Origin of the sequence: Bacillus sp. BS98 (assembly GCF_008432245.1) — a bacterium.
In the GTDB taxonomy this organism is placed as follows: domain Bacteria; phylum Bacillota; class Bacilli; order Bacillales; family Bacillaceae_G; genus Bacillus_A; species Bacillus_A toyonensis.
This window is the reverse complement of the sequence record NZ_CP043830.1, coordinates 2935681-2957485: the sequence shown is the minus strand read 5'-3', so window position 1 is coordinate 2957485 and position 21805 is coordinate 2935681. Positions and strand designations below refer to the sequence as shown.

The following is a 21805-nucleotide window of genomic DNA, read 5'->3' as shown; positions in this document are numbered from 1 at the left end:
CTGTGGCCAATGGGTATACCGTCTAGATGCAGAGTGCCGAAAAAAATTGAAATAAACAAAAGTTGATATCCTGGACGTACAGGGAGTCTTTTTTGAAAAAACGGGACATAGCGAACATCAAACAGGCTTAACGATGGATGTTAAAAGTATAAATAATGAACTAGAGTTATCATTTGCTAAGACGAAGGAAGGGAAATGGCTGAAAGAAAATGTGCATCGTGCAGGATTTATTATTCGCTATCCAAAGGAAAAAGAGAATGTAATTGGTTATGCGTATGAACCTTGGCACATTCGCTATGTAGGGGATGATGCTGAAAAAATATACAAGGAAAAACTAACTTTAGGGGAATATATGAGATAAGAAGGCTAAAGTGAATTGGAAATCTGTATTTTTTGTTTGGAGAATAGTATTTTATAAAATAGTAGGGTACTTTATTTTAATAGATTGAAAAACTGCCTATCTAAAAATTTGATAGGCAGTTTTTTCTTTTGAGCACTAAGTGAAATGAGTTTATTATGTTCGCACATATGAAAAGTGTAATGTGTAAATATATCCTAAACACCAATTATTGCCCCTCATTATTAGCGATAGGATAGCTACTTAAGGACAAAAAAGAATTGGCTAACTTTTGTGCAAAATGTAATGGAGGCTCTACAGATTGGATATGAATATACATAATTAAGGGATTCATGTAAAGCCAGTGATTATGTAAAGCACTTACAATAATTCCTTGTTGTACAATTGATTTCATAAATGCAGGAGTCTCTTCTTGTAGAATAGCGATTTCGCCTAAATTTAATGCATTACCATTTTGATCCAACGATTCAAAACTTACTCCGACGGGTACTACATAGGTACTCGGTTTTCCTTGAACAAGCACCCTAAAATCGCGGTGAAAAGACACCGAACAACCACCTTGACTTATTTTACTTTTCCCTTTAAGTATTGTAGCAAATTGTTCACAAATGAAATTAAAATTTTGCATAAATTCAATCCCTTTCTCGTACAAAATTATGTAATTAGAGATTTGATTGATGAAATACAGATAAACAATCTTTCTTCAACATTAAAAAAACAGGCTGTAATTTTAATTTATTCAATGTTTATTTTAAAAGAAATGCACGCTATATTATTTAAATATTTAGAATTTATTCGAAAATGATTAGTATATTCGAGTTATTAAATTTATGATTCATGATAGTCCGTTCGAGATATTGTTATAAAAAATCTATAAAGTATGTAATTATACGCTTTTAGTCTATGTAGGTAAGATAAATATGTGTCTAAATTTGAATGATAAAACTAGAAAAACAACGGTGAGAAAATAACCAATAATATTTTATTTTCTATAAAAAGTACTGCTAAATAGTATTTTTTTCGAAATAAGTCTTTCTTATATAAGTATATTGCTACTATGAACATATCTATTTAAAAACAAGACTTTTTTGAATACAAAAGAATGGGTTCTAAAATACCCTGCTTATACAAGAAGAATTCAGTTGTTTCTCCTTGTATCTATTTATATTTTTAAGTATAGAAAAAACCTCTTATGAATATAGAAGGGAATTCCTTATGTTTTTCTTAAACAAATTATTAAATTACGGTTATTTTAACCAAAATTTTCATAGAAATATCTTTTAAAAGAACATTAGTTCGTATATAATAAGAACAAATGTTCCTTATTAGGGGTGATAACCTTGTATGATTATTCTCTTTTACCGAATCGTATTATTCTTTGTGTAGACCTTCGTAGCTTCTATGCAAGTGTGTCATGTATTAAAAAAGGACTGGATCCACGTTATACAAAATTGGCTGTCGTAGGAGATGTAAATCGGAGTGGATCAATCGTATTAGCAGTAACACCGCCATTAAAAGCGTTAGGGATTAAGAAAATGGCAAGGTTGTACGAAATACCGAAGCGGCCAGATATTATTATTGCAAATCCGATTATGCATACGTATATGAAATGTTCAACTTTCATAACTAGTTTAGCTTTGCAATATGTTGCGCCGGAAGATTTTCATCAATATAGTATCGATGAGTTTTTCATGGATATGACTGCAAGTATTCATTTGTTTGCGAGTAATCCGCTCGAATTCGCATTAAAGCTCAAGCGAGAAATATATGAACGTACACGGATTGAAAGTACGATTGGTATAGGGCCTAATTTATTATTGAGTAAAGTAGCGATGGATATTGAAGCGAAAAAGAGTAAAGATGGAATAGCACACTGGACGTATGACGATATACCCGAGAAGTTATGGAGTATTAGACCAATCAGTAAATTTTGGGGTATATCGTACAAAACTGAAATGAAATTGAATCGAAAAGGTATACATACAATTGGAGAATTAGCTCAGTATCCTTTGAAATATTTAAAGCAATCTTTCGGTGTAATAGGGGAAGAATTGCATTTACATAGTAACGGGATTGATTTTAGCAGAATAGCAGAGAAATACGTTCCAGCGACAACATCTATAGCGAAAAGCCAAATATTATTACGGGATTATTCGATAGGAGAGTTCGTAGTTATTTTATTAGAGCATATAGAAGAAGTTTGTTATAGGTTGAGAAGAGAAGAGAAATATGCACAAACAATTCATTTTTCAATTGGGTATAGCAAGGAATACGGTGGGGGAATAAAAAAGGCGCATACGTTAAATCGGGCAACAAATGTAACGATGGATATTTACAATATTTGTACATATTTTTTATATGAGCGCTATACAGGAGAACCGATTAGATCGTTAAGTGTCTCATTAACAAACCTTATTAATGAAGGTGAAGAGCAAATTTCGCTTTTCGATAACATTGTACAAAGGGAAAAAGAAATCCGATTAACGAAAGTTATGGATGAAATTCGAACACGGTTTGGTAAGAACAGTATTTTACGTGGGATTTCCTACACAAGCGTCGCAACATCAAGATATAGAAACACATTATTAGGAGGACATAAATCGTGAAGAATGCTAATATGCCAAAAGGAAGAGGGATGGTAAAGTGGCAACCGTTCGCTAGTATGCCAGAGCAATTCGCAGTTATTAAAGAAATGATACATGTGAAAACGAAAGTCACGCGTCCGATCTTAACAGAGGATGCAAAAGAAGTGCTTGAAAATAAGTTGTTATGTTCCTATTTAGGTGAGGAAGAGATTTTACTTACATATTATAAAGGTGGCTACTTATATAAAAATTACATAACAGTAGTTGATATTAATCCATTAAATGAGACGATTATTTGTACAGATGCTTTTGGGCATAAACGTACTTTTAAATTCGGTGATTTAATTGAAATGGAATAGAATAGCTTTTTTAGCATGGAGGGTCACACTTTAAACACTCTAACGGTTTGTTTAAAGTGTGGACTTCAAGAAATAAAAAGAAAAAATCCCATTGACAATGATAATGAAAATCATTATCATTTATTTGAGAGATAATTTATTTGTATAAAGGGAGATATTGCTTTGAAAAAAAATAATATGAGAGCGTTAGTAGTAGCTACAACATTAGCTATTCCTTTTGCTGTTTATTCTAGCCCAGTGCAAGCAGCGGAAAAAATAGCAGAAAATAAAGCAGGAGTTATGGTAACAGATCGTGTATATAATGTTGAAATCAAAATATATAAAGATCAAAAAGATGAGCCATCCATGGTGTCTCAATACATAAAAGATCCCAAAGTTAAGATTGAAAATGGGAAAAAAGTTGTTACTGCAACAGTACAAGATAGCGATTATTTCCAATATCTTAGAATAGAAGATAGAAATCAACCAGGTGTATTTCACGATGTGAAAGTATTGTCAGAAGATAAGAGGAAAAATGGGACGAAAGTAGTTCAGTTTGAAATAGGAGAATTTTCGAAGAGATATAATATGCAAATGCATATTCGCATTCCTGCTATTGGATATGATCATAAATATCAAGTTCAATTTGAAATTTCAGATCCGACAGCAAATAACAAAGAAACTGAGAAACCAGATGATAATTCTAATGCAGGTGATAAGGAAACGGATCATCAAATTGATAGTCAAAATATGATAACGGACAAAAAATTAAGGGAACTTGTTAATAAAAAAGTATTTAATAGAAAAGATTTAAATACACCAATTACGAAAGAAGAGTTATTACAAGTAAAAAACTTATTTTTAAATACGAATGAGATCCTCGACTATAGTGGATTGAAATATATGCCTAATTTAAAGTCTTTAACAGTTGCTAATGCAAAGATAACAGATCCGTCGTTCTTTGCGAACTTAAAACAATTGAACCATTTAGCTTTGCGCGGTAATGAAATTGTAGATGTAACACCGCTTATTAAAATGGATAATTTAGAATCTCTTGATTTAAGCAATAATAAAATTACGAACGTTGCACCACTAACTGAAATGAAGAATGTGAAAAGTTTATATGTAGCAGGCAATCAAATTGAAGATGTAACAGCATTAGCAAAAATGGGACAATTAGATTACTTGAATTTAGCAAATAATAAAATTACGAACGTTGCTCCATTAAGCTCGTTAAAAAATGTAACATACTTAACTTTAGCGGGTAATCAAGTTGAAGATATTACACCGTTATATGCATTACCTTTAAAAGATTTAGTATTAACGCGTAATAAGGTTAAAGATGTATCGGGCATTGACCAATTGAATCAATTAGATGAATTATGGATTGGGAAAAATCAAATTGAAGACGTGACACCACTTACTAAAATGACTCATCTTAAAGTATTAGATGTACCTAATAATGAGTTAAAGGATATTACTCCATTATCAAATTTAGTAAACTTGCAAAAACTTGATTTAGAGGCAAATTATATTTCTGATTTATCACCAATTAGTCAGTTGAAAAAACTAACGTTTTTAAGCCTTGTAGCGAATGAAATTCGTGACGTTAGACCTGTTATCGAATTAAGTAAGCAAGCATACATTAATATTCAAAATCAAAAAGTCTTTTTAGAGGACGTAGAAGTACATAAAGAAGTGAAAGTACCTATTTATGAAAAAGACGGTGAAATCTCTACAAAAATCCGTTTAAAAAGTGATGGCGGCACTTACAATAATGGTGTAATTACATGGAATACGTTAGGTGAGAAAGTATATGAGTTTGGAGTAAAAGATCCATTTGCTGATACAGGCATCTTTTACACTGGTACAGTAATACAAAATGTTGTGGATAAAGTATCGGGAGAAGTAACAGATCCAAAAGGTGAAGGAACAGATCCAAAAGGAGAAGTAACAGATCCAAAAGGAGAAGTAACAGATCCAAAAGGAGAAGTAACAGATCCAAAAGGAGAAGTAACAGAACCAAAAGGAGAAGTGACAGAACCAAAAGGAGAAGTGACAGAACCAAAAGGAGAAGTGACAGAACCAAAAAGTGAAGTGACAGAACCAAAAGGAGAAGTGACAAAACCAAAAAGTGAAGTGACAGATCCAAAAGGTGAAGGAATAGATCGAGTGAATTCGCAAATTACTAAAAATAACGCATTGAATAAACAAATTGTTAAGAAGGAACAGATATTACCTGCTACAGGACATGATACGAATTGGTTATCCGTTTTTGGTGGGGGATTAATGTTGATAGGAGCTTATTTATATAGAAGGTTAAAGAGAGTTAACTAAAATAAAAACCTTTTTGCTAACTAATGAATTGAAAAATCGAAGTAATCTGTGCGATACAGTTATTTGAAGGGATTATCCTAAATATAGGATTCTTTCTTTGAGCAAAATTAGATGTGCTATCCTGAATTTTTAATAATGGTAACAAAAATAAGAACAGCCATTCAACGAAGAAGGCTGTTCTTATTTTTATTTCAATAGATATTTTTACATTATCAATCTGTCTGGATTGTCTTTTTTCTTTTAGTAACTTTATATTTTAATAAGAAGCTTCTTAAATAAATAATAGTAAGTCAGCTTAGGTGAATCCATTTTTATTTTCTATATCTCTTCCTAACTTAATTATATCATGTAATTAACGTTCGAAATAGACTGTTTATTCTTATTTACTACTGCTAAAATCAAGAACACATGACTAGTAAGGAGAGATGTTAAATGAGTTCTTTCGTTCTCGATTTTCAGGAAATAGAAAAAACGCAGCTTTTTCTCGTTGGTGGAAAAGGATTGAATTTAGGGGAGTTATCAAACATTCAAGGTATACAAGTGCCAGAAGGATTTTGTGTTACAACAGTAGGGTATGAAAAAGCCATTGAACAAATTGAAGTGTTTCATACTTTGTTGAATCAACTAGCCATACTAAAAATTGAGGACCGAGATCAAATTAGTGAAATTAGTAAGAAAATTAGAGAAGCCATTATGGCAGTGGAAATTCCAGTTGATGTAGTGGAATCAGTAGCTCATTATCTCTCGCGTTTTGGAAATGAACATGCATATGCAGTGCGTTCTAGTGCTACTGCTGAAGATTTACCGTATGCCTCGTTTGCTGGTCAGCAAGATACGTATTTAAATATCATCGGAAAAGAAGCGGTTTTGCAGCATGTAAGAAAGTGTTGGGCTTCTTTATTTACAGATCGAGCGGTTATATACCGAATGCAAAACGGCTTTGATCATAATCAAGTTTCTATAGGTGTTGTCGTTCAAAAAATGGTTTTCCCTGTGGCTTCAGGGATTTTATTTACTGCGGATCCGATTACTTCTAATAGGAAGGTGTTATCAATCGATGCCAGCTTTGGACTTGGCGAGGCGCTAGTATCTGGATTGGTTTCTGCCGATAATTATAAGGTAAAAGAAGACGAAATCGTCGAAAAGGTCATCGCAACGAAAAAATTAGCCATCTATGGACGAAAAGAAGGCGGAACAGAGACAAAGAAAATTGCTCCTAATCAGCAAAAAGTTCAAACACTTATTGAACAACAAATTTTACAATTAGCACGCATCGGAAGACAGATTGAAGCTTATTTTGGTTGTCCGCAAGATATTGAATGGTGTTTAGTTGATGATACATTTTATATTGTTCAAAGTAGGCCGATAACGACTTTGTATCCAATTCCAGAAGCGAATGATCAGGAAAATCATGTGTATGTATCGGTCGGTCACCAGCAAATGATGACGGATCCTTTGAAGCCATTAGGAATGTCTTTATTCCAGTTAACATCCTTTGGACCGAGGTTTCAAGCTGGGGGAAGGCTGTTTGTTGATGTTGCACAAAGATTGGCCTCACCTGCTAGTAGAGAATTTTTATTAAATACAATAGGAGAATCAGAGCCGCTTATTAAAGATGCATTAATGACTGTAATAGAGCGAGATAATTTTATTAAATTGTTACCGGATGAAGAAGAAAAAAGTCTTGGAAAAAGTATGCCACCTGCAAGCTCGCAACCACAAATCGAAAACGACCCAGCAATCGTTACGGATTTAATCAAGAACAGTCAAGCATCGATAGAAGAGTTAAAACAAAGTATTCAAACGAAATCAGGATCAGATGTACTTGATTTTATTTTAGAAGATATTCAGCAATTAAAGAAAATATTATTTCACCCGCAAAGTATGGCTGTCATTATGGCAGGTATGAATGCTTTATCATGGATCAATGAAAAGATGGAGCAATGGCTAGGAGAAAAAAATGCAGCAGACACACTTTCTCAATCTGTACAAAATAATATTACTTCAGAAATGGGTTTAGCATTATTGGATGTCGCAGATGTGATTCGTCCGTATCCAGAAGTCATTGCGTATTTACAGCATATAGAAGATGACAGCTTTTTAGATGAACTAGTTCAGTTTAAAGACGGGGAAAAAGTTCGAGATGCAATCGAGGCGTTTCTAAATAAATACGGAATGAGATGCAGCGGCGAAATCGATATTACGAAAACGCGCTGGAGTGAAAAACCAACTACAATTATCCCGATGATTTTAAATAATATAAGAGATTTTGAAGCTGGTGCTAGTAAGCGGAAGTTTGAAGAAGGGCTGCAGGAGGCTTTAAAAAGAGAAGAAGAGTTATTAGACAAATTGCAGTATTTAGCAGATGGCAAACAAAAAGTAGAAGAGACGAAGCGAATGATCAGTATAATTCGGAATTTCGCTGGCTATCGTGAATACCCAAAATACGGAATGATTAATCGCTATTTCATATATAAGCAGGCATTACTAAAAGAAGCCGAGCAACTCGTGCGAAATAACGTTATTACTGAAATAGAAGATATATACTATCTTACTTTTGAAGAACTTCACGAAGTCGTCCGCACGAATAAACTAGATTACAAAGTTATTCATAAACGAAAAAATGAGTACAAATTATATGAAAAACTAACACCTCCGCGTGTTATTACTTCTGATGGTGAAATTATTATAGGTAAATATAAACGAGAAAATCTCCCTACCGAAGCAATAGTAGGTTTGCCTGTTTCTTCTGGAGTGGTAGAAGGGAGAGCTCGTGTTATTTTAAACATGGAAGATGCAAGTTTAGAAGATGGAGATATATTAGTTACGGCATTTACTGATCCTGGCTGGACGCCATTGTTTGTGTCTATAAAAGGGTTAGTTACGGAAGTTGGCGGACTCATGACACACGGGGCAGTGATTGCGCGTGAATATGGATTACCAGCAGTCGTCGGGGTAGAGAATGCTACGAAACGAATAAAAGACGGGCAACGAATTCGGGTACATGGAACAGAAGGATATATTGAGATAGTGTAGTTATATTTTAAATAAAAAGATCGTCCACTAAATATAGCGGACGATCTTTTTATGATTGTAAGCTTGCTGCTATCACCCATCTGAAACTGAAAATTAAAATAAAAATGAGCATATGAATTGGATTTCTTTGAATGCCCCTGTCGTAGAAGGAGACATACATGCTACGATACTCATTCACATGCAAGAAGCAACCATGAAGATTGATGAATTAGAATGTACATCAATCTAAAACAAAGAATATTTTCAAAAATATTACAAATTCAGACAACATATTGTAAATTATCTGAATTTTCATTATTATATAAGCGTTATAACGTATTTAATATTGGGGAGGAATAGGGATGAAGAAAAAGCCTTTTAAAGTGCTGTCTACGCTTGCGGCGGCAGCAGTGCTTAGTTGCACATTTGGGGTAGGTAGTCAATCTGTTTATGCGGCAACGCCGTCTAATGTAGGATCTTTAAGTCCGATTGATGAAAATTTAATTCAAGAGGACCGTCTAGCAGATGCGCTCAAGAAACGCGGTGTAATTAATAATTCTGCGTCGAAAGAAGACACATTAAAAGCTGTTGAAAAATACGTAGAGAAGAAAAAAGGCGAAAATGCTGGGAAAGAACCAGCAACAGGGGATAGTGTCTCGAGAGAAGCGTTTGACTTTTTGAAAAAAGTGAAAGATGCAAAAGCAGATGCGAAAGAAAAAGCTGATCAACCTGCTAGTGGCCCGGTAGTTGGACAAGAGCCGGTTAAAGGGGGATTAAACGGCAAAGTACCAACTACTTCAGCAAAGCAAAAACAATATAATGGTGATGTCCGTAAAGATAAAGTGCTTGTATTGTTGGTGGAGTTTGCTGACTTTAAGCATAACAATATTGATCAAGTACCAGGTTATATGTATTCAAATGATTTTAATCCAGAACATTATCAAAAAATGTTATTTGGTAATGAGCCATTTACACTCTTTGATGGTTCAAAAGTACCAACATTTAAACAATATTATGAAGAGCAATCTGGTGGTAGTTATACAGTAGATGGCACAGTAACAAAGTGGTTGACAGTTCCTGGTAATGCGGCAGATTATGGCGCAGATGCAGGAGATGGCGGCCATGATAATAAAGGACCAAAAGGACCTCGTGATTTTGTAAAAGAAGCATTAAATGCGGCTGTAGAAAGTGGTATTGATTTATCTGAATTTGACGAATACGATCAATATGACAATAATGGTGATGGCAATAAAAATGAACCAGATGGTCTGATTGATCACTTAATGGTCATTCACGCTGGAGTTGGGCAAGATGGAGGCGGTGGTAGACTAGGTGATGATGCAATTTGGTCGCATCGTTGGCACCTTGGAACACCATATCCAATTGAAGGAACAAAAGCAAAAGTTGATAACTGGGGCGGTAAAATGGCAGCGTACGATTACACAATTGAGCCAGAAGACGGAGCAGTTGGTGTATTCGCACATGAATTTGGTCATGATTTAGGCCTTCCGGATGAGTATGATACGAAGTATTCAGGAGCAGGGGAGCCAATTAACTCTTGGTCTGTTATGAGTGGCGGCAGCTGGGCTGGTAAAATTGCAGGTACAACGCCACCAAGTTTCTCTCCGCAAAACAAAGAGTTCTTTCAAAAGAACATGGGTGGAAACTGGGCAAATATTGTAGAGGTAGACTATGATAAATTAAATCGTGGTATCGGTTTTGCAACGTACTTAGACCAAAGTGTAACGAAATCAGCTCGTCCTGGTCTAATTCGCGTTAACTTACCAGATAAAGAAGTGAAAGGTATTCAGCCTGCATTCGGTAAGAAATATTACTATAGTACAAAAGGCGATAATCTTCATACAACATTAGAAACACCAGTGTTTGATTTAACAAATGCAACACTGGCGAAGTTTGATTACAAGTCATTGTATGAAATTGAAACAGATTATGACTTCCTTGAAGTATATGCAGTGACAGAGGATAATAAGAAAACGTTAGTCGATCGAATTGGCGAAAAGAATGTGAAAAATGGTCTAGATACAACGGATGGTAAATGGGTAGATAAGTCATATGACTTAAGCAAATTTAAAGGTCAAAAAGTAAAACTAGTATTTGAATACATTACAGATGGTGGCTTAGCACCGAACGGTTTTACTTTTGATAACGCTACATTAACTGTAGATGGAAATGTTGTCTTCTCTGATGATGCAGAAGGCGAATCGAAATTAAAATTAAATGGTTTCGTTGTAGCAAACGGTTTTGATAAGAAGAAACATAACTACTATTTAGAGTGGAGAAACTACGCTGGTGCTGACCAAGCATTAAAATATAGCAGCGGTGTACCGTATAATACAGGTCTTGTTGTATGGTATGCAGACTCTAGCTTTACAGATAATTGGGTTGGTATTCATCCAGGCGAAGGTTTCTTAGGGGTTGTTGACTCTCACCCAGAGGCAATTGTTGGAACGCTAAACGGCAAACCAACTGTTCAAGGTAGTACACGATACCAAATCGCAGATGCTGCATTCTCCTTTAACCAGACGCCAGCATGGAAAGTTGTATCTCCAACACGCGGAACATATGATTACAAAGGATTACCAGGTGTAACGAAGTTTGATGATTCTAAATTGTATATAAATGATTTAATCCCAGATGCAGGACGTAAATTACCGAAGTTTGGATTGAAATTTGAAGTAGTTGGACAAGCAGATGATAATTCTGCAGGTGCAGTTCGTTTATATCGTTAATAATGGAGAAGCTGTTGAAGGGGATTCCTTTCAACAGCTTTTTTCATAGAAACATAAATTTCATTAAGCAATTAGTTGATGTCCAGATTGATTAAAATATATTTCTATACAGGTTGGCTTACTTCTTTAAACCAGCCGCATAAAACGGGCCGTGAACTGCGATAGTTGATAAAATACGAGCAATTTCCTTAGGTGTTTCTTTTTGGCCATTATTTAACCATTGCTGAATGACACCTATATGAGCAGATGCCATATAAGAAGTTAGGTATTCGCTTGGAACAAGCAAACTCTCTTTATCAATAAGAGCCCCATTCGTATCTTCAAATAGTGTTTTCCACATAAAGTCTTTCAGTTTTGTTTGGAAAGATAAATCTCCTTTTGGACTTAACACAGCTTTCATAAAATCACTATTTTCATTTAGAAATTCAAGAATAGAAGCGATAAGTACAAATGGCGTCGTTGGGGAAGGGTTTGAGCCAAGATCGGCAATCACTTCAGGGAATTTTTGTTTGGCAATGCTAGAAAACTCATGCATAATTTCTTCTTGGCATTTCGTCATTAAATCAAATTTATCTTGATAGTGTGCATAAAATGTACCGCGATTTATGTTCGCTTTCGTTGTAATATCTTTTACTGTAATGGCGTCAAAACCTTTTTCTTCAATAAGCTCCACTAGTGCATTTCGTATGGCCGTTTTCGTACGAATAACACGTAAATCTAAATTACTATCACGCAAAGCATGTCCCTCCTTAATTTTACTCAACACATTTAGAAAAAGTGTCTTATAACCGACACATTCACGATTTTTGATTATTGAATAAGATTTAGCTCAAACATATAATTCAAAATATAAATAAACAACACGTTGTTCATTTATTGTAACGAAAATTAAAGGAGGAGAAAAGAAAATGTTTAAAAACAAACTTTTATTGTTAGCACCAGTTATTGCACTACTTGTTGTTTTTATTTTTTCATTAACATTATTCCCAACTGTTCAACCAAAGCCAAAAAACTTGCCAATAGCAATTGTAAATGAGGATCAAGGTGTAGAAGTTCCAAATCAACCGAAAATGAATATGGGGCAAACAATTGTTGATAATATCAAAAAAACAGCGAAATCAGATGAAGAACCTGCGGTGAAGTGGGTAGAAGTGAAAAATAAGGAAGCAGTTCAAAAAGGTTTAAATAATCAAGAGTATTATGCCGCATTCGTCATTCCGAAAGAATTTAGTATGAAACAGGCTTCATTACGAACACCGCAGCCATCTTCACCAGAAGTAGAAATATTAATTAATCAAGGAATGAATATGGCTGCATCAACTATGGCAGGGCAAATGTTAAATGGTGTAGTGGATAATATGAGCAACAATGTTCGCACACAAATATTAGATGGATTGAAAGCAAGGGGAGCTACTTTAACAACAGATCAAGCTTCGAAATTAGTAACACCTATTGTAAAGCACGTGAAAAATGTGAATGAGGTCGGAAAAAACAGTGCGAACGGTAACTCACCAATGTCATTATTTCAGCCGTTATGGATTGCAAGTTTAGCTAACGCAGCAATTATTTTTATTGCGCTTAGTAAAATGCCGGTACGTACAAGAAAAGAAAACTTTGGATTAAAACTAAAACAAATAGTAGCTGGAGCAGTTGCGACACTTGTAATTGGTTTTGGCCTTACGTGGATTGCAGATGGGATGGTAGGATTAAATATTTCGAATTTCACGGAGACAGCGTTGTTCTTATCCATCACGTCTTTTAGCTTCTTCTTAATGATATCGGCGGTACTTTCATTAGTTGGGCTAAAAGGTATCGGTTTATTCGCACTCTTACTATTCTTCGGGGCACCGTTATTATCATTAGCACCTGAAATGTTGTCGCCATTTTATCAAAATTGGGTTTATTCTTGGTTACCAATGAAATTTATGATCGAAGGACTCAGGGAGATCTTCTTCTTCGGAAAAGGGTTAAGCTGGAATACACCTGTTACTGTGCTCGTTTGGATTGGTGTGGTAAGTATGGTTGTTATACTAGCAACTGCATTGAAGCGTAGTGCAGTAAAGGGACATAAAATGGAATTGAATGCTTAAAAGATAAAAAACGTTTCACTCGTAGTGAAGCGTTTTTTGATGAAATCATTAGGAATCGTTAAGGAAATTAAGCAGCGATAGATAGGGTTTTACAATATGTTATACGTGATTGAAGTATTCGTGTTTGCAGTAATTTTTTTGTATACATGCTCCTACTATTTCAAAGTGCATAAAATGTTATGCGAAATTATGGAGGGGATACGATGTATAATTCGAATTATCATGATTGGTATAGGCAAAATGATAAGTTGATAAGTGATATTGAAAAAGCTATAAACGGAGAATATAGCGCTATAAGCTGCTACGCAAAGTTAGCTAACATGGCTCCAAATCAAGTAGAACGAAATCAGATTCTTGAAATTCGTAATGATGAAATAAAGCATTTCCAAAACTTTGTCCAAATTTATACGAACTTAACTGGCAGGCAGCCTAAACCACAGATTACCGAAGAATGCCCGAATACGTACTTACAAGGATTAGAATTCGCTATACAGGATGAGCAAAGGACAGTAGATTTTTATTTGGAAATTTCAGATGAAACATCGGATGCATCTGTGAAAGATTTGTTACGGAGAATAGCTGCAGATGAACAAAATCATGCGGTTTGGTTTTTATATTATTTTGTGAAGTCGAAGTGAGTATAAAGAATGAGTGGCTGATGTGATGAATATATTAGAAATTGTTTTAAAGCGTAGTGCAACAATTGAATGAAAAACTTAAATATAAGCAGAAAGAAACCGTTTCATAAGTAGTGGGACGGTTTTTCGCGGTGAAATACAAGTTACATAGGTATCGACAAAATATAGTAGTTGAATTTGGTATATAATGTATGAAATGAAAGCGAAAATAAATAAGCTAGGAGCAAATAAATGAAAAGAGGAATTATTGTAGATATTCCAAATGAATATGATAATCTACTTTGGAAAGTGTTAAAGCCGATCGATATTACGTTATTTGATTGGCGAGTGGAAAATGAGGAATCTTATTTCAGATTACCTGATGGATTAGGATCAGAATTATTCTCAGAAGATAACAAGGTAATGAGTGGATTAGAATTGAAAAAATCAATAAAAGACAACATATATTATCTCATTTTTGCAGATTTAAAAGCGTATCCAAAAGGAGAAGTATTAGAAGAGATTGAAACATATGAAGAGTTCACAGAGAGCAAGTGTGAAGTAGTCGTATTAGTAGCGGACGGTGATTATATACACATTTACGCTAAAGACCCAAAAGCGATTGAATTGATGTATGAAAACGCACTGAATCAAGGTTTTTATGTTGAATACGTTACAGACGAAAATGACGGTAGAACGCGTTTGTCAGTATAGTAGTAATTTGAAAGGGGAACGGCAATATGGAGAGAAATACAGTTAAAGAATATACAATACGAACTGCTACTGAAGAGGAGAGCGATACTATTATTACTCTATTAAGAGAAGTAGCAGAGTGGTTACAACATAAAGAAGTAGATCAATGGCAGTATCTGTTAGGAGGAGAGGCTACAGCTGAAATATTAGAATGTATAAGAAATAAATATACGTATATTGTTATGAAAGAAGATGAAATTGTTGGTACGATTACAGCATCTCCTAAACAAAATGAATGGGATGAACATATTTTTGGTAAAGAGGAAGTTTCGGATTCAGTATATATTCATAGATTTGCGGTGAGACGGAAGTATAAGGGGAATGGAATAGGAGAATCGATTTTGCAGTGGGTAGAAGAAAATGTACAGTGTGATAAAGAGTACTTGAAGTTAGATTGTGTGGGACATAATCGTACGTTGAATGATTTTTATAAGAAAAATGATTTTGAGTATGTGGGCAGTACGGATGGGCTTAGTAAGTTTCAAAAGAAAAGGAGCAAATAAATGAATCCAATTAACGTAAGTTTAGTTAAGAAGTTAATACAGAAACAGTTTCCTGAATGGGCACATTTAGAAGTGAAACCTGTAAAGTTTAGTGGGCATGATAATAGAACGTTTCACTTAGGAGATCAGATGAGTGTTAGATTACCAAGTGATGCAGCATATGCACCGCAAGTAGAGAAAGAAAACAAGTGGCTTCCTATATTAAATAAGGAACTTTCTTTACCAATTTCTGCACCAATTGCAAAAGGGCATTCGTCTGAAGAGTATCCGTGGCCATGGTCTATTAATAAGTGGATAGAGGGAGAGACAGTTAAGAAAGAAAATGTTCGTGACTTACATGAATTCGCAGCGGACTTAGGATCATTTCTACTAGAATTGCAATCCATTGATTCTAGTAACGGACCAATAGCTGGAGCGCATAACTTTTACCGAGGCGGGTTTATATCTGTATACGATGAAGAAGCGAGAGTAGCTATTGAAAACAATAAAGACGCTTTTGATGAGTCATTGTTAAAGCACCTTTGGGATTTAGCGCTCCGATCAAAATGGGAACGCACACCAGTTTGGATTCATGGAGATGTTGCGCCAGGGAATTTACTCGTTAAAGATGGAAAGCTTTGTGCCGTAATTGATTTTGGTATACTAGGAGTAGGTGATCCGTCGTGTGACGCGGCGATGGCATGGACATTTTTTGATGAAAATAGTAGAAATGTATTTAAAGAAGTGTTGAGGATGGATGAGGAAACGTGGGATAGAGCGAGAGGATGGGCGCTTTGGAAGGCGTTAATTACATATGATGCGAATAGAAATAGTAATGAAAAAGTAGCTGAGGAAGCATATCGTGTAATCCAAGTGATTGTGGATGATTATAAAATGAGATGAAAATAGTAATGTGTAGCACAAGTTTTGATTGAAGTTATTTGACGTTTACTATGCAATAAAAAGGAGGGAATATAATTGAAAGTCAGGCAAGGGAAATATGAAGAAATAAAATTGCGTGATAGAATTCCAGGTATGGTTGAATATATAGATAGCACAAGACTTCCGGCTGATTTTCACTACTATATCCCTCCACACTGGCATAGAAGTATTGAAATTAGTTTAGTAATATATGGAGACGTTTTTTTGTATGTAAATGGGCAAAAAAAGAAAGTATCAGCTGGCGAGTTTATTTTTGTAAACAGTGGAGATGTGCACGAATTTGAAAAAGTTGAGAATGCAAGTTGTGCAGTAATGATGTTAATAGTTTCGTATGAATTTCTTAAAGAGCTAAATGCTGATTTTGATAAATATAGATTTACTCTACAAGCATCATTTGTGCAGAAAGAAAAGCTCCAACAAATATTTTATGAATTAAAGGAGTTAGTCACAAATTTTGATGAGTTAAGTTATATAAAAATGAATAGTTTAATTTATGAGATTGTTTATATTCTATTGCGCCACTGTAAAGATAGAAAAAAAGAAGATAATGATTTTCAATTTGGAAATAAACAAAAAGAGATAATTACATATATGTATGAACATTATGATGAAAAGCTTAAAATGAAAGATGTAGCGAAACACTTTTTTGTAAGTGAGGAACATTTTTCTCGGATGTTCAAAAAATCTTTCGGATCAAATTTCACCTCTTTTTTAACGAGATACAGGCTTCATAAAGCGTATGAAGATATTATTAGCAGTACGAATTCTATACAAGATATAGCAGTGAAACATGGATTTCCCAATGTGAAGTCATTCATTTCGCAGTTTAAAGGGAAATATGGGGATACACCATTACAGTATAGAAAAAATATCATATCAAAAAATGACAATAATTGAATCAAATATGAACAACAATAAAAATACGTTCCATGTTACATTTTGTACATGGAACGTATTTTTATTTAGTAAATGGAAATGTATACGGTTATATAATTTTTCGGAAAATGAAAGCGTTAAAAAAGAGATGGGGGAATAGTGAATGTCTAGAAAATATAGCTTAGATTTATTAGAAAAGATTCAAGAAAAACAAGAAACCATCAATGTACAAGGCGCAGAAGTAATAGTGAAAAACATACCAGATTGCGATGAAAAGGGAGCAATGGATCCACGTCTTTATAAAGATATGAAGGTTCAAATGAATATAATGAGGTTTATGCCTAAAAATATGATGAAAATGGACGCTTCTGAAAAATCGGTAAAGAATATGAGAAAGCAGTTTAATGGTATTAAAAGCGTTCCAATCGTAACGAAAGATATAAATATTACGAATGAAACGGTTAAAGCGGAAGATGGATATGACATTCCGATAAGGATTTATAATAGTATTTCAAAACAAGAAAACGCGCCAATTTTATATTTTATTCATGGTGGCGGATTCATGGCAGGATCACCAGATGTGGTAGAAGAACTTGTGAAATTAATAGTAGAAAAAACAGATATACTAGCCTTTTCTGTAGATTATCGATTAGCTCCAGAACATCCTTTTCCAAATGGACATACAGATTGTTACACTACTTTAAAATGGATTTATGAGAATGCTGAAGCATTCGGCGGTGATAAGAATAATATTTTTGTTGCGGGTGATAGTGCTGGAGGGAACTTAGCACAGTATTGTACAACGAGAGATATGGAAGATGGTAGAAACTTCGTTAAAGGGCAATTACTTCTGTACCCTACACTTAACATGTGTGACTATGAAGACGAGTTTTATTCTTGGAGTATAGATAAATATGAGATTGCTCCGAAATATAAAAAAGGATTAGAAAAAATGCTTAATATGATGCATGCAATGGTCGGAGGGATGGCAGAAATACTTGGTACGGAAGACATTCATTCGAAGTATTTAAGTCCATACGTTGATGTATCTTCAGATTATCCAAGTACATTTATTACGGTAGGAGAACATGATTTTTTAATGATTGAATGTTTAGCGTATGCAGCTAAATTGAAGAAACAAGGAGTGGATACTGAAACGATTCTCTATCGTGGTTTAGGGCACGCGTATGGAGATAATGTAGGTGTCTATCCTCAAAGTGAAGATTTAGCGATTGAGATGGGGAGTTTTATATTGAAGAATAGTAAGAAAGACTCCTACTTCGAGCAATGATTTTAAACTCTACTTTGTGCTTTAAGTGAGAATATCTAAAAAGTATATAAAAAGCCTAATTTGATCTAAATGTTTCAAATTAGGCTTTTTTATATGATTAAATATTCAAGATCAAAAGAAGGAATAAAACTATATTATACAGAATATTTAGATAATAGGAGGTGTCGGATTTTGAGTGAAATTGAATTAAAAAGTAATGTAATTAAGACAGGAAGAGAGAGGAGTATGATTCTTCGGTTTATACTCGCTAGTCTCGTTGGGGTGTTTATGTTTTTCGTACCTGTTACGATAAATGGAGCTTCTTCTATTATGATTGATCATATCGTATCGTGGATCCGTACTTCAGTTCCGGGCGTAGTACCTTATTATGCATTGTTTGTTATGGTGATTGGTGCGATTTATCCATTTTATACGAAGAAATGGAATGCATCTATCGTAGACATTTGTTTTTCTATTTTAAAAGTAGTTGGTGTTGTTTTTGGCGTATTATATTGTTTTAAAGTGGGACCAGCTTGGTTTTTTGCACCAGATGTTGGGCCGTTTTTGTATGAGAAACTAGTTATATCGGTAAGTTTACTCGTTCCGATTGGTTCGGCGTTTTTAGCGTTATTAGTCGGATATGGGTTGCTTGAATTTATCGGTACATTTTGCCGTCCGATTATGAGACCTTTATGGAATACGCCGGGACGATCGGCAATTGATGCGGTTGCTTCCTTCGTTGGAAGTTATTCACTAGCCTTATTAATTACGAACCGCGTATATAAAGAAGGAAAGTATACGACAAAAGAAGCAGCCATTATCGCTACAGGATTTTCTACAGTATCCGCAACATTTATGATCATCATCGCAAAAACATTAGACATTATGCATTTATGGAATGTTTATTTTTGGACTACACTTGTAGTAACATTCATCGTGACTGCTATCACCGTAAGAATCCCACCTCTTAGTAGAAAGCCCGATACATATATTACGAAAGAAGGGTTCCCAGAGCCCGTTTATAAGGAAAAAATGTTAGAACGTGCTTGGGAAGATGCATTAGAAGTATCAAGATCTGCACCGAGCATTATGAAAAATATTGCAGTGAACTTAAAAGACGGTTTTATTATGACGATGGGAATTTTACCATCTATTATGTCAGTAGGGTTAATTGGTATCGTCTTAGCGAAGTTCACGCCAATATTTGATTGGATCAGTTATATTTTTTATCCATTTACATGGGTTTTACAATTACCAGAAGCAGACTTAGCTGCTAAAGCGGTATCAGTTGGTATTGCAGAAATGTTTTTACCATCATTATTAGTTGTAAGTGCGCCGCTCGTGACAAAGTTTGTCATTGCGGTTATTTCGGTATCATCTATTTTGTTTTTCTCCGCTTCAATCCCTTGTATATTATCGACAGATATTCCGTTAAAAGTATCTGAACTTATTATTTTGTACGTGCAGAGAACGATATTAACGTTGCTTATTATTACGCCGATTGCTTATTTGGTGCTTTAATAGGAAACCCTCGCTTTCTATGTGAGCGAGGATTTTTGTTGTTAAAATCATTATATATAAATTTTGAGATATTTATTCATATGTTATAGTAACAAAAGAAGGGGGCTTACAAATGGAAATCATTCACGAAAGAGCGAAGTTACGGTTAATGGATAGTGGTGATGTCGAAACTTTGTTTTCGATTGTAGAAGGAAATAGGCAAATTTGGGCGTATTTAATCTCTAAAATGGAAACTGTTCAAGATATGCAGCAATATGTTCAAAAAGCGATAAAGAGTTATGGAAAGGGTACACAAATCCCTTGCGCTGTAGTGGATCAACAGACGAACAAGATTGTAGGGAGTACACGTTTATATAATATTTCAGTAGAAGATAAAACAGTGGAGTTAGGGCAGACGTGGTACCATCCAATTGTGCAACGTACGAGTATAAATACAGAATGTAAGTATATGCTTCTCCAGTATGCTTTTGAAAAACTGCATATGCTACGAGTGCAAATTAAGACGGATGTAAGAAATGAAAAAGCACAACGAGCAATTGAAAGGTTAGGCGCGGTAAAAGAAGGTGTGCTAAGAAATGAAAGAAGATTGCCGAGCGGTCATGTGAGAGATGCAGTTGTGTACAGTATTATTGCGAGTGAATGGTCAGGCGTGAAAGGAGAATTGTTAGAAAAATTAGAGTTATACAAAGAAAAGCTATAATTCGTATTTTGTAAGGTATATGATCGTAATTTGCGAATAATATACCTTTTTTTCTTACAAAACACTAACTTATTTAATTTACTTTTGTTTCATCATTCCCTTCTGAGAAAAAATTCGTTACAATGTAGTTGTATGGTAATAAACTAATGAATTAAAATTGTAATGAAAACCGCAAATGAAAAATGAATTGATAATCCTCAATTTTAAATGAAAACCCTTTTATATATAATAAGTAAAATACCTTCTTTTAAACAAACTCAAACAAAACGATTTGATATAAATGTTTTTTTATAGAAGTATGGATGATGTACGGAGGCAATTACAAATGAAAGAAAATAAGAAGAGTAAAAAAAGACGAATCTTTCAAGTGTTTTTATTAATGATTTGTTCTGCTATTTTGTATGTGAGCTATGCAGCTTACGATATTTGGAGTTATCGCTTTAAAACGGATGATGATGTGAAGACAGATGCTGGTATCGTGCTAGGAGCAGCTTCATGGAACGGAAAACCATCTCCTGTATTTAAGGAAAGAATTAATCACGCGATTTCTCTATATAAAAACGGAAACATTAAGAAAATTATTTTTACAGGTGGTACAAAGTTTGAAGCCGAGCTTGAGGAAGCTCGCACTGCTAGAGTATATGCATTGAAACAAGGTGTAAAAGAGGAGGATATTTTAATTGAAACAAAATCCCTTTTCACTGAAGAAAATTTAAAGAATGCGAAGGAAGTTGGAATAGAGAACGGAATACACTCATACACGATTGTAAGTGATCCACTTCATATGAAACGCGCAATGAGAATCGCAAAACATATTAACATTGAGGCATATGCTTCACCGACTCCAACATCAGCATATAAAACGTTAGATACAGAAATTCCATTCTTTTTTAAAGAATTATTCTCGTATATCGGATATGTAACCTCTTTGCCGCTAAAGGCATTGAAGGGGGATTAATATAAGAAAAGGACCTGTTTTTCTATAGGTATTTTTCTTATAATCCAAAAACATTGTATTTTTATCGGAATAGTGAAACAATAGAGAGGTAGCTTCATATAATCATAATGACAAAATGAACGGTTTATGAATCGAGCATTTACGGGCAGCCCGACTCCCATTGAACTTCTTTGCTCCACCTGAATTTTGAGGTGGGAGTTTTACTGCCCGCAA

General features: G+C 34.5%; 18 protein-coding genes and 1 pseudogene. 17 read left to right on the top strand and 2 right to left on the bottom strand.

What is annotated here, in order from left to right:
* Positions 1 to 133: 133 nt before the first annotated feature.
* A complete protein-coding gene (locus F0362_RS15350) occupies positions 134 to 361 on the top strand; it encodes a M15 family metallopeptidase (protein WP_002039015.1) in 228 nt (75 codons plus the stop codon).
* Positions 362 to 566: 205 nt separating this feature from the next.
* On the opposite strand, the gene F0362_RS15345 is transcribed toward F0362_RS15350, so the two are convergent.
* Positions 567 to 986 carry a DUF1259 domain-containing protein gene (locus tag F0362_RS15345; RefSeq protein WP_001178952.1) on the bottom strand — a complete coding sequence of 140 codons (420 nt, stop codon included), beginning with the start codon at positions 984 to 986 and terminating at the stop codon, positions 567 to 569.
* 712 nt (positions 987 to 1698) lie between these two features.
* Between F0362_RS15345 and F0362_RS15340 the strand changes: the two genes are divergently transcribed.
* The 6 genes and pseudogenes from F0362_RS15340 (at position 1699) to F0362_RS15320 (ending at position 11383) form a co-directional block, all read left to right on the top strand.
* A complete protein-coding gene (locus F0362_RS15340; protein WP_000272634.1) occupies positions 1699 to 2964 on the top strand; it encodes a Y-family DNA polymerase in 1266 nt (421 codons plus the stop codon).
* On the top strand, positions 2961 to 3302 hold the full coding sequence (locus F0362_RS15335; RefSeq protein ID WP_000786246.1) for a YolD-like family protein: 342 nt from the start codon (positions 2961 to 2963) through the stop codon (positions 3300 to 3302). The genes F0362_RS15340 and F0362_RS15335 overlap by 4 nt, the downstream gene beginning before the upstream one ends.
* A gap of 162 nt (positions 3303 to 3464) precedes the next feature.
* Positions 3465 to 5174, top strand: a pseudogene (locus F0362_RS15330) (leucine-rich repeat domain-containing protein); the annotation flags it as partial.
* The gene (locus F0362_RS31435; RefSeq protein ID WP_367396590.1) at positions 5169 to 5618 is read left to right on the top strand and encodes an LPXTG cell wall anchor domain-containing protein; all 450 of its coding nucleotides are present in this window, start codon (positions 5169 to 5171) and stop codon (positions 5616 to 5618) included. The pseudogene F0362_RS15330 and the gene F0362_RS31435, both read left to right, overlap by 6 nt.
* 432 nt (positions 5619 to 6050) lie before the next feature.
* Positions 6051 to 8654, top strand: coding sequence for a phosphoenolpyruvate synthase (gene ppsA, locus F0362_RS15325; RefSeq protein WP_000094173.1), 2604 nt, complete (start codon positions 6051 to 6053; stop codon positions 8652 to 8654).
* 341 nt (positions 8655 to 8995) lie between these two features.
* Entirely contained in the window at positions 8996 to 11383 is a 2388-nt protein-coding gene (locus F0362_RS15320; RefSeq protein WP_000728984.1) for an immune inhibitor A domain-containing protein, read from the top strand.
* A gap of 118 nt (positions 11384 to 11501) precedes the next feature.
* Here the strand turns inward: F0362_RS15320 and F0362_RS15315 are convergent, their stop codons facing one another.
* On the bottom strand, positions 11502 to 12119 hold the full coding sequence (locus tag F0362_RS15315) for a TetR/AcrR family transcriptional regulator (protein ID WP_001205673.1): 618 nt from the start codon (positions 12117 to 12119) through the stop codon (positions 11502 to 11504).
* Positions 12120 to 12291: 172 nt separating this feature from the next.
* Here F0362_RS15315 and F0362_RS15310 point away from each other — a divergent pair, with 172 nt between their 5' ends.
* The 10 genes from F0362_RS15310 (at position 12292) to F0362_RS15265 (ending at position 21592) form a co-directional block, all read left to right on the top strand.
* Positions 12292 to 13473 (top strand): YhgE/Pip domain-containing protein, encoded by a 1182-nt coding sequence (locus F0362_RS15310; protein WP_000475853.1) that lies wholly within the window; start codon positions 12292 to 12294, stop codon positions 13471 to 13473.
* Positions 13474 to 13676: 203 nt separating this feature from the next.
* Positions 13677 to 14111: a ferritin-like domain-containing protein gene (locus F0362_RS15305; RefSeq protein ID WP_000282814.1), complete on the top strand. Its 435-nt coding sequence runs from the start codon at positions 13677 to 13679 to the stop codon at positions 14109 to 14111.
* A gap of 231 nt (positions 14112 to 14342) precedes the next feature.
* Entirely contained in the window at positions 14343 to 14804 is a 462-nt protein-coding gene (locus tag F0362_RS15300; protein ID WP_149889861.1) for a DUF2691 family protein, read from the top strand.
* A 26-nt stretch (positions 14805 to 14830) separates the two neighbouring features.
* The gene (locus F0362_RS15295) at positions 14831 to 15346 is read left to right on the top strand and encodes a GNAT family N-acetyltransferase (RefSeq protein ID WP_000440855.1); all 516 of its coding nucleotides are present in this window, start codon (positions 14831 to 14833) and stop codon (positions 15344 to 15346) included.
* Entirely contained in the window at positions 15347 to 16228 is an 882-nt protein-coding gene (locus F0362_RS15290) for an aminoglycoside phosphotransferase family protein (protein ID WP_001068238.1), read from the top strand. It abuts the gene before it with no gap.
* A gap of 75 nt (positions 16229 to 16303) precedes the next feature.
* Positions 16304 to 17164, top strand: a complete 861-nt coding sequence (locus tag F0362_RS15285; RefSeq protein WP_085450350.1) for an AraC family transcriptional regulator — start codon at positions 16304 to 16306, stop codon at positions 17162 to 17164.
* Between the two features lie 142 nt (positions 17165 to 17306).
* Entirely contained in the window at positions 17307 to 18434 is a 1128-nt protein-coding gene (locus tag F0362_RS15280) for an alpha/beta hydrolase (RefSeq protein WP_000088547.1), read from the top strand.
* 171 nt (positions 18435 to 18605) lie between these two features.
* Complete coding sequence (locus tag F0362_RS15275) at positions 18606 to 19934, top strand: YjiH family protein (protein WP_001289430.1); 1329 nt, start codon at positions 18606 to 18608, stop codon at positions 19932 to 19934.
* A 112-nt stretch (positions 19935 to 20046) separates the two neighbouring features.
* Complete coding sequence (locus tag F0362_RS15270) at positions 20047 to 20634, top strand: GNAT family N-acetyltransferase (protein WP_000402592.1); 588 nt, start codon at positions 20047 to 20049, stop codon at positions 20632 to 20634.
* Between the two features lie 325 nt (positions 20635 to 20959).
* On the top strand, positions 20960 to 21592 hold the full coding sequence (locus F0362_RS15265; RefSeq protein ID WP_000662220.1) for a YdcF family protein: 633 nt from the start codon (positions 20960 to 20962) through the stop codon (positions 21590 to 21592).
* The last annotated feature ends 213 nt before the right edge of the window (positions 21593 to 21805 follow it).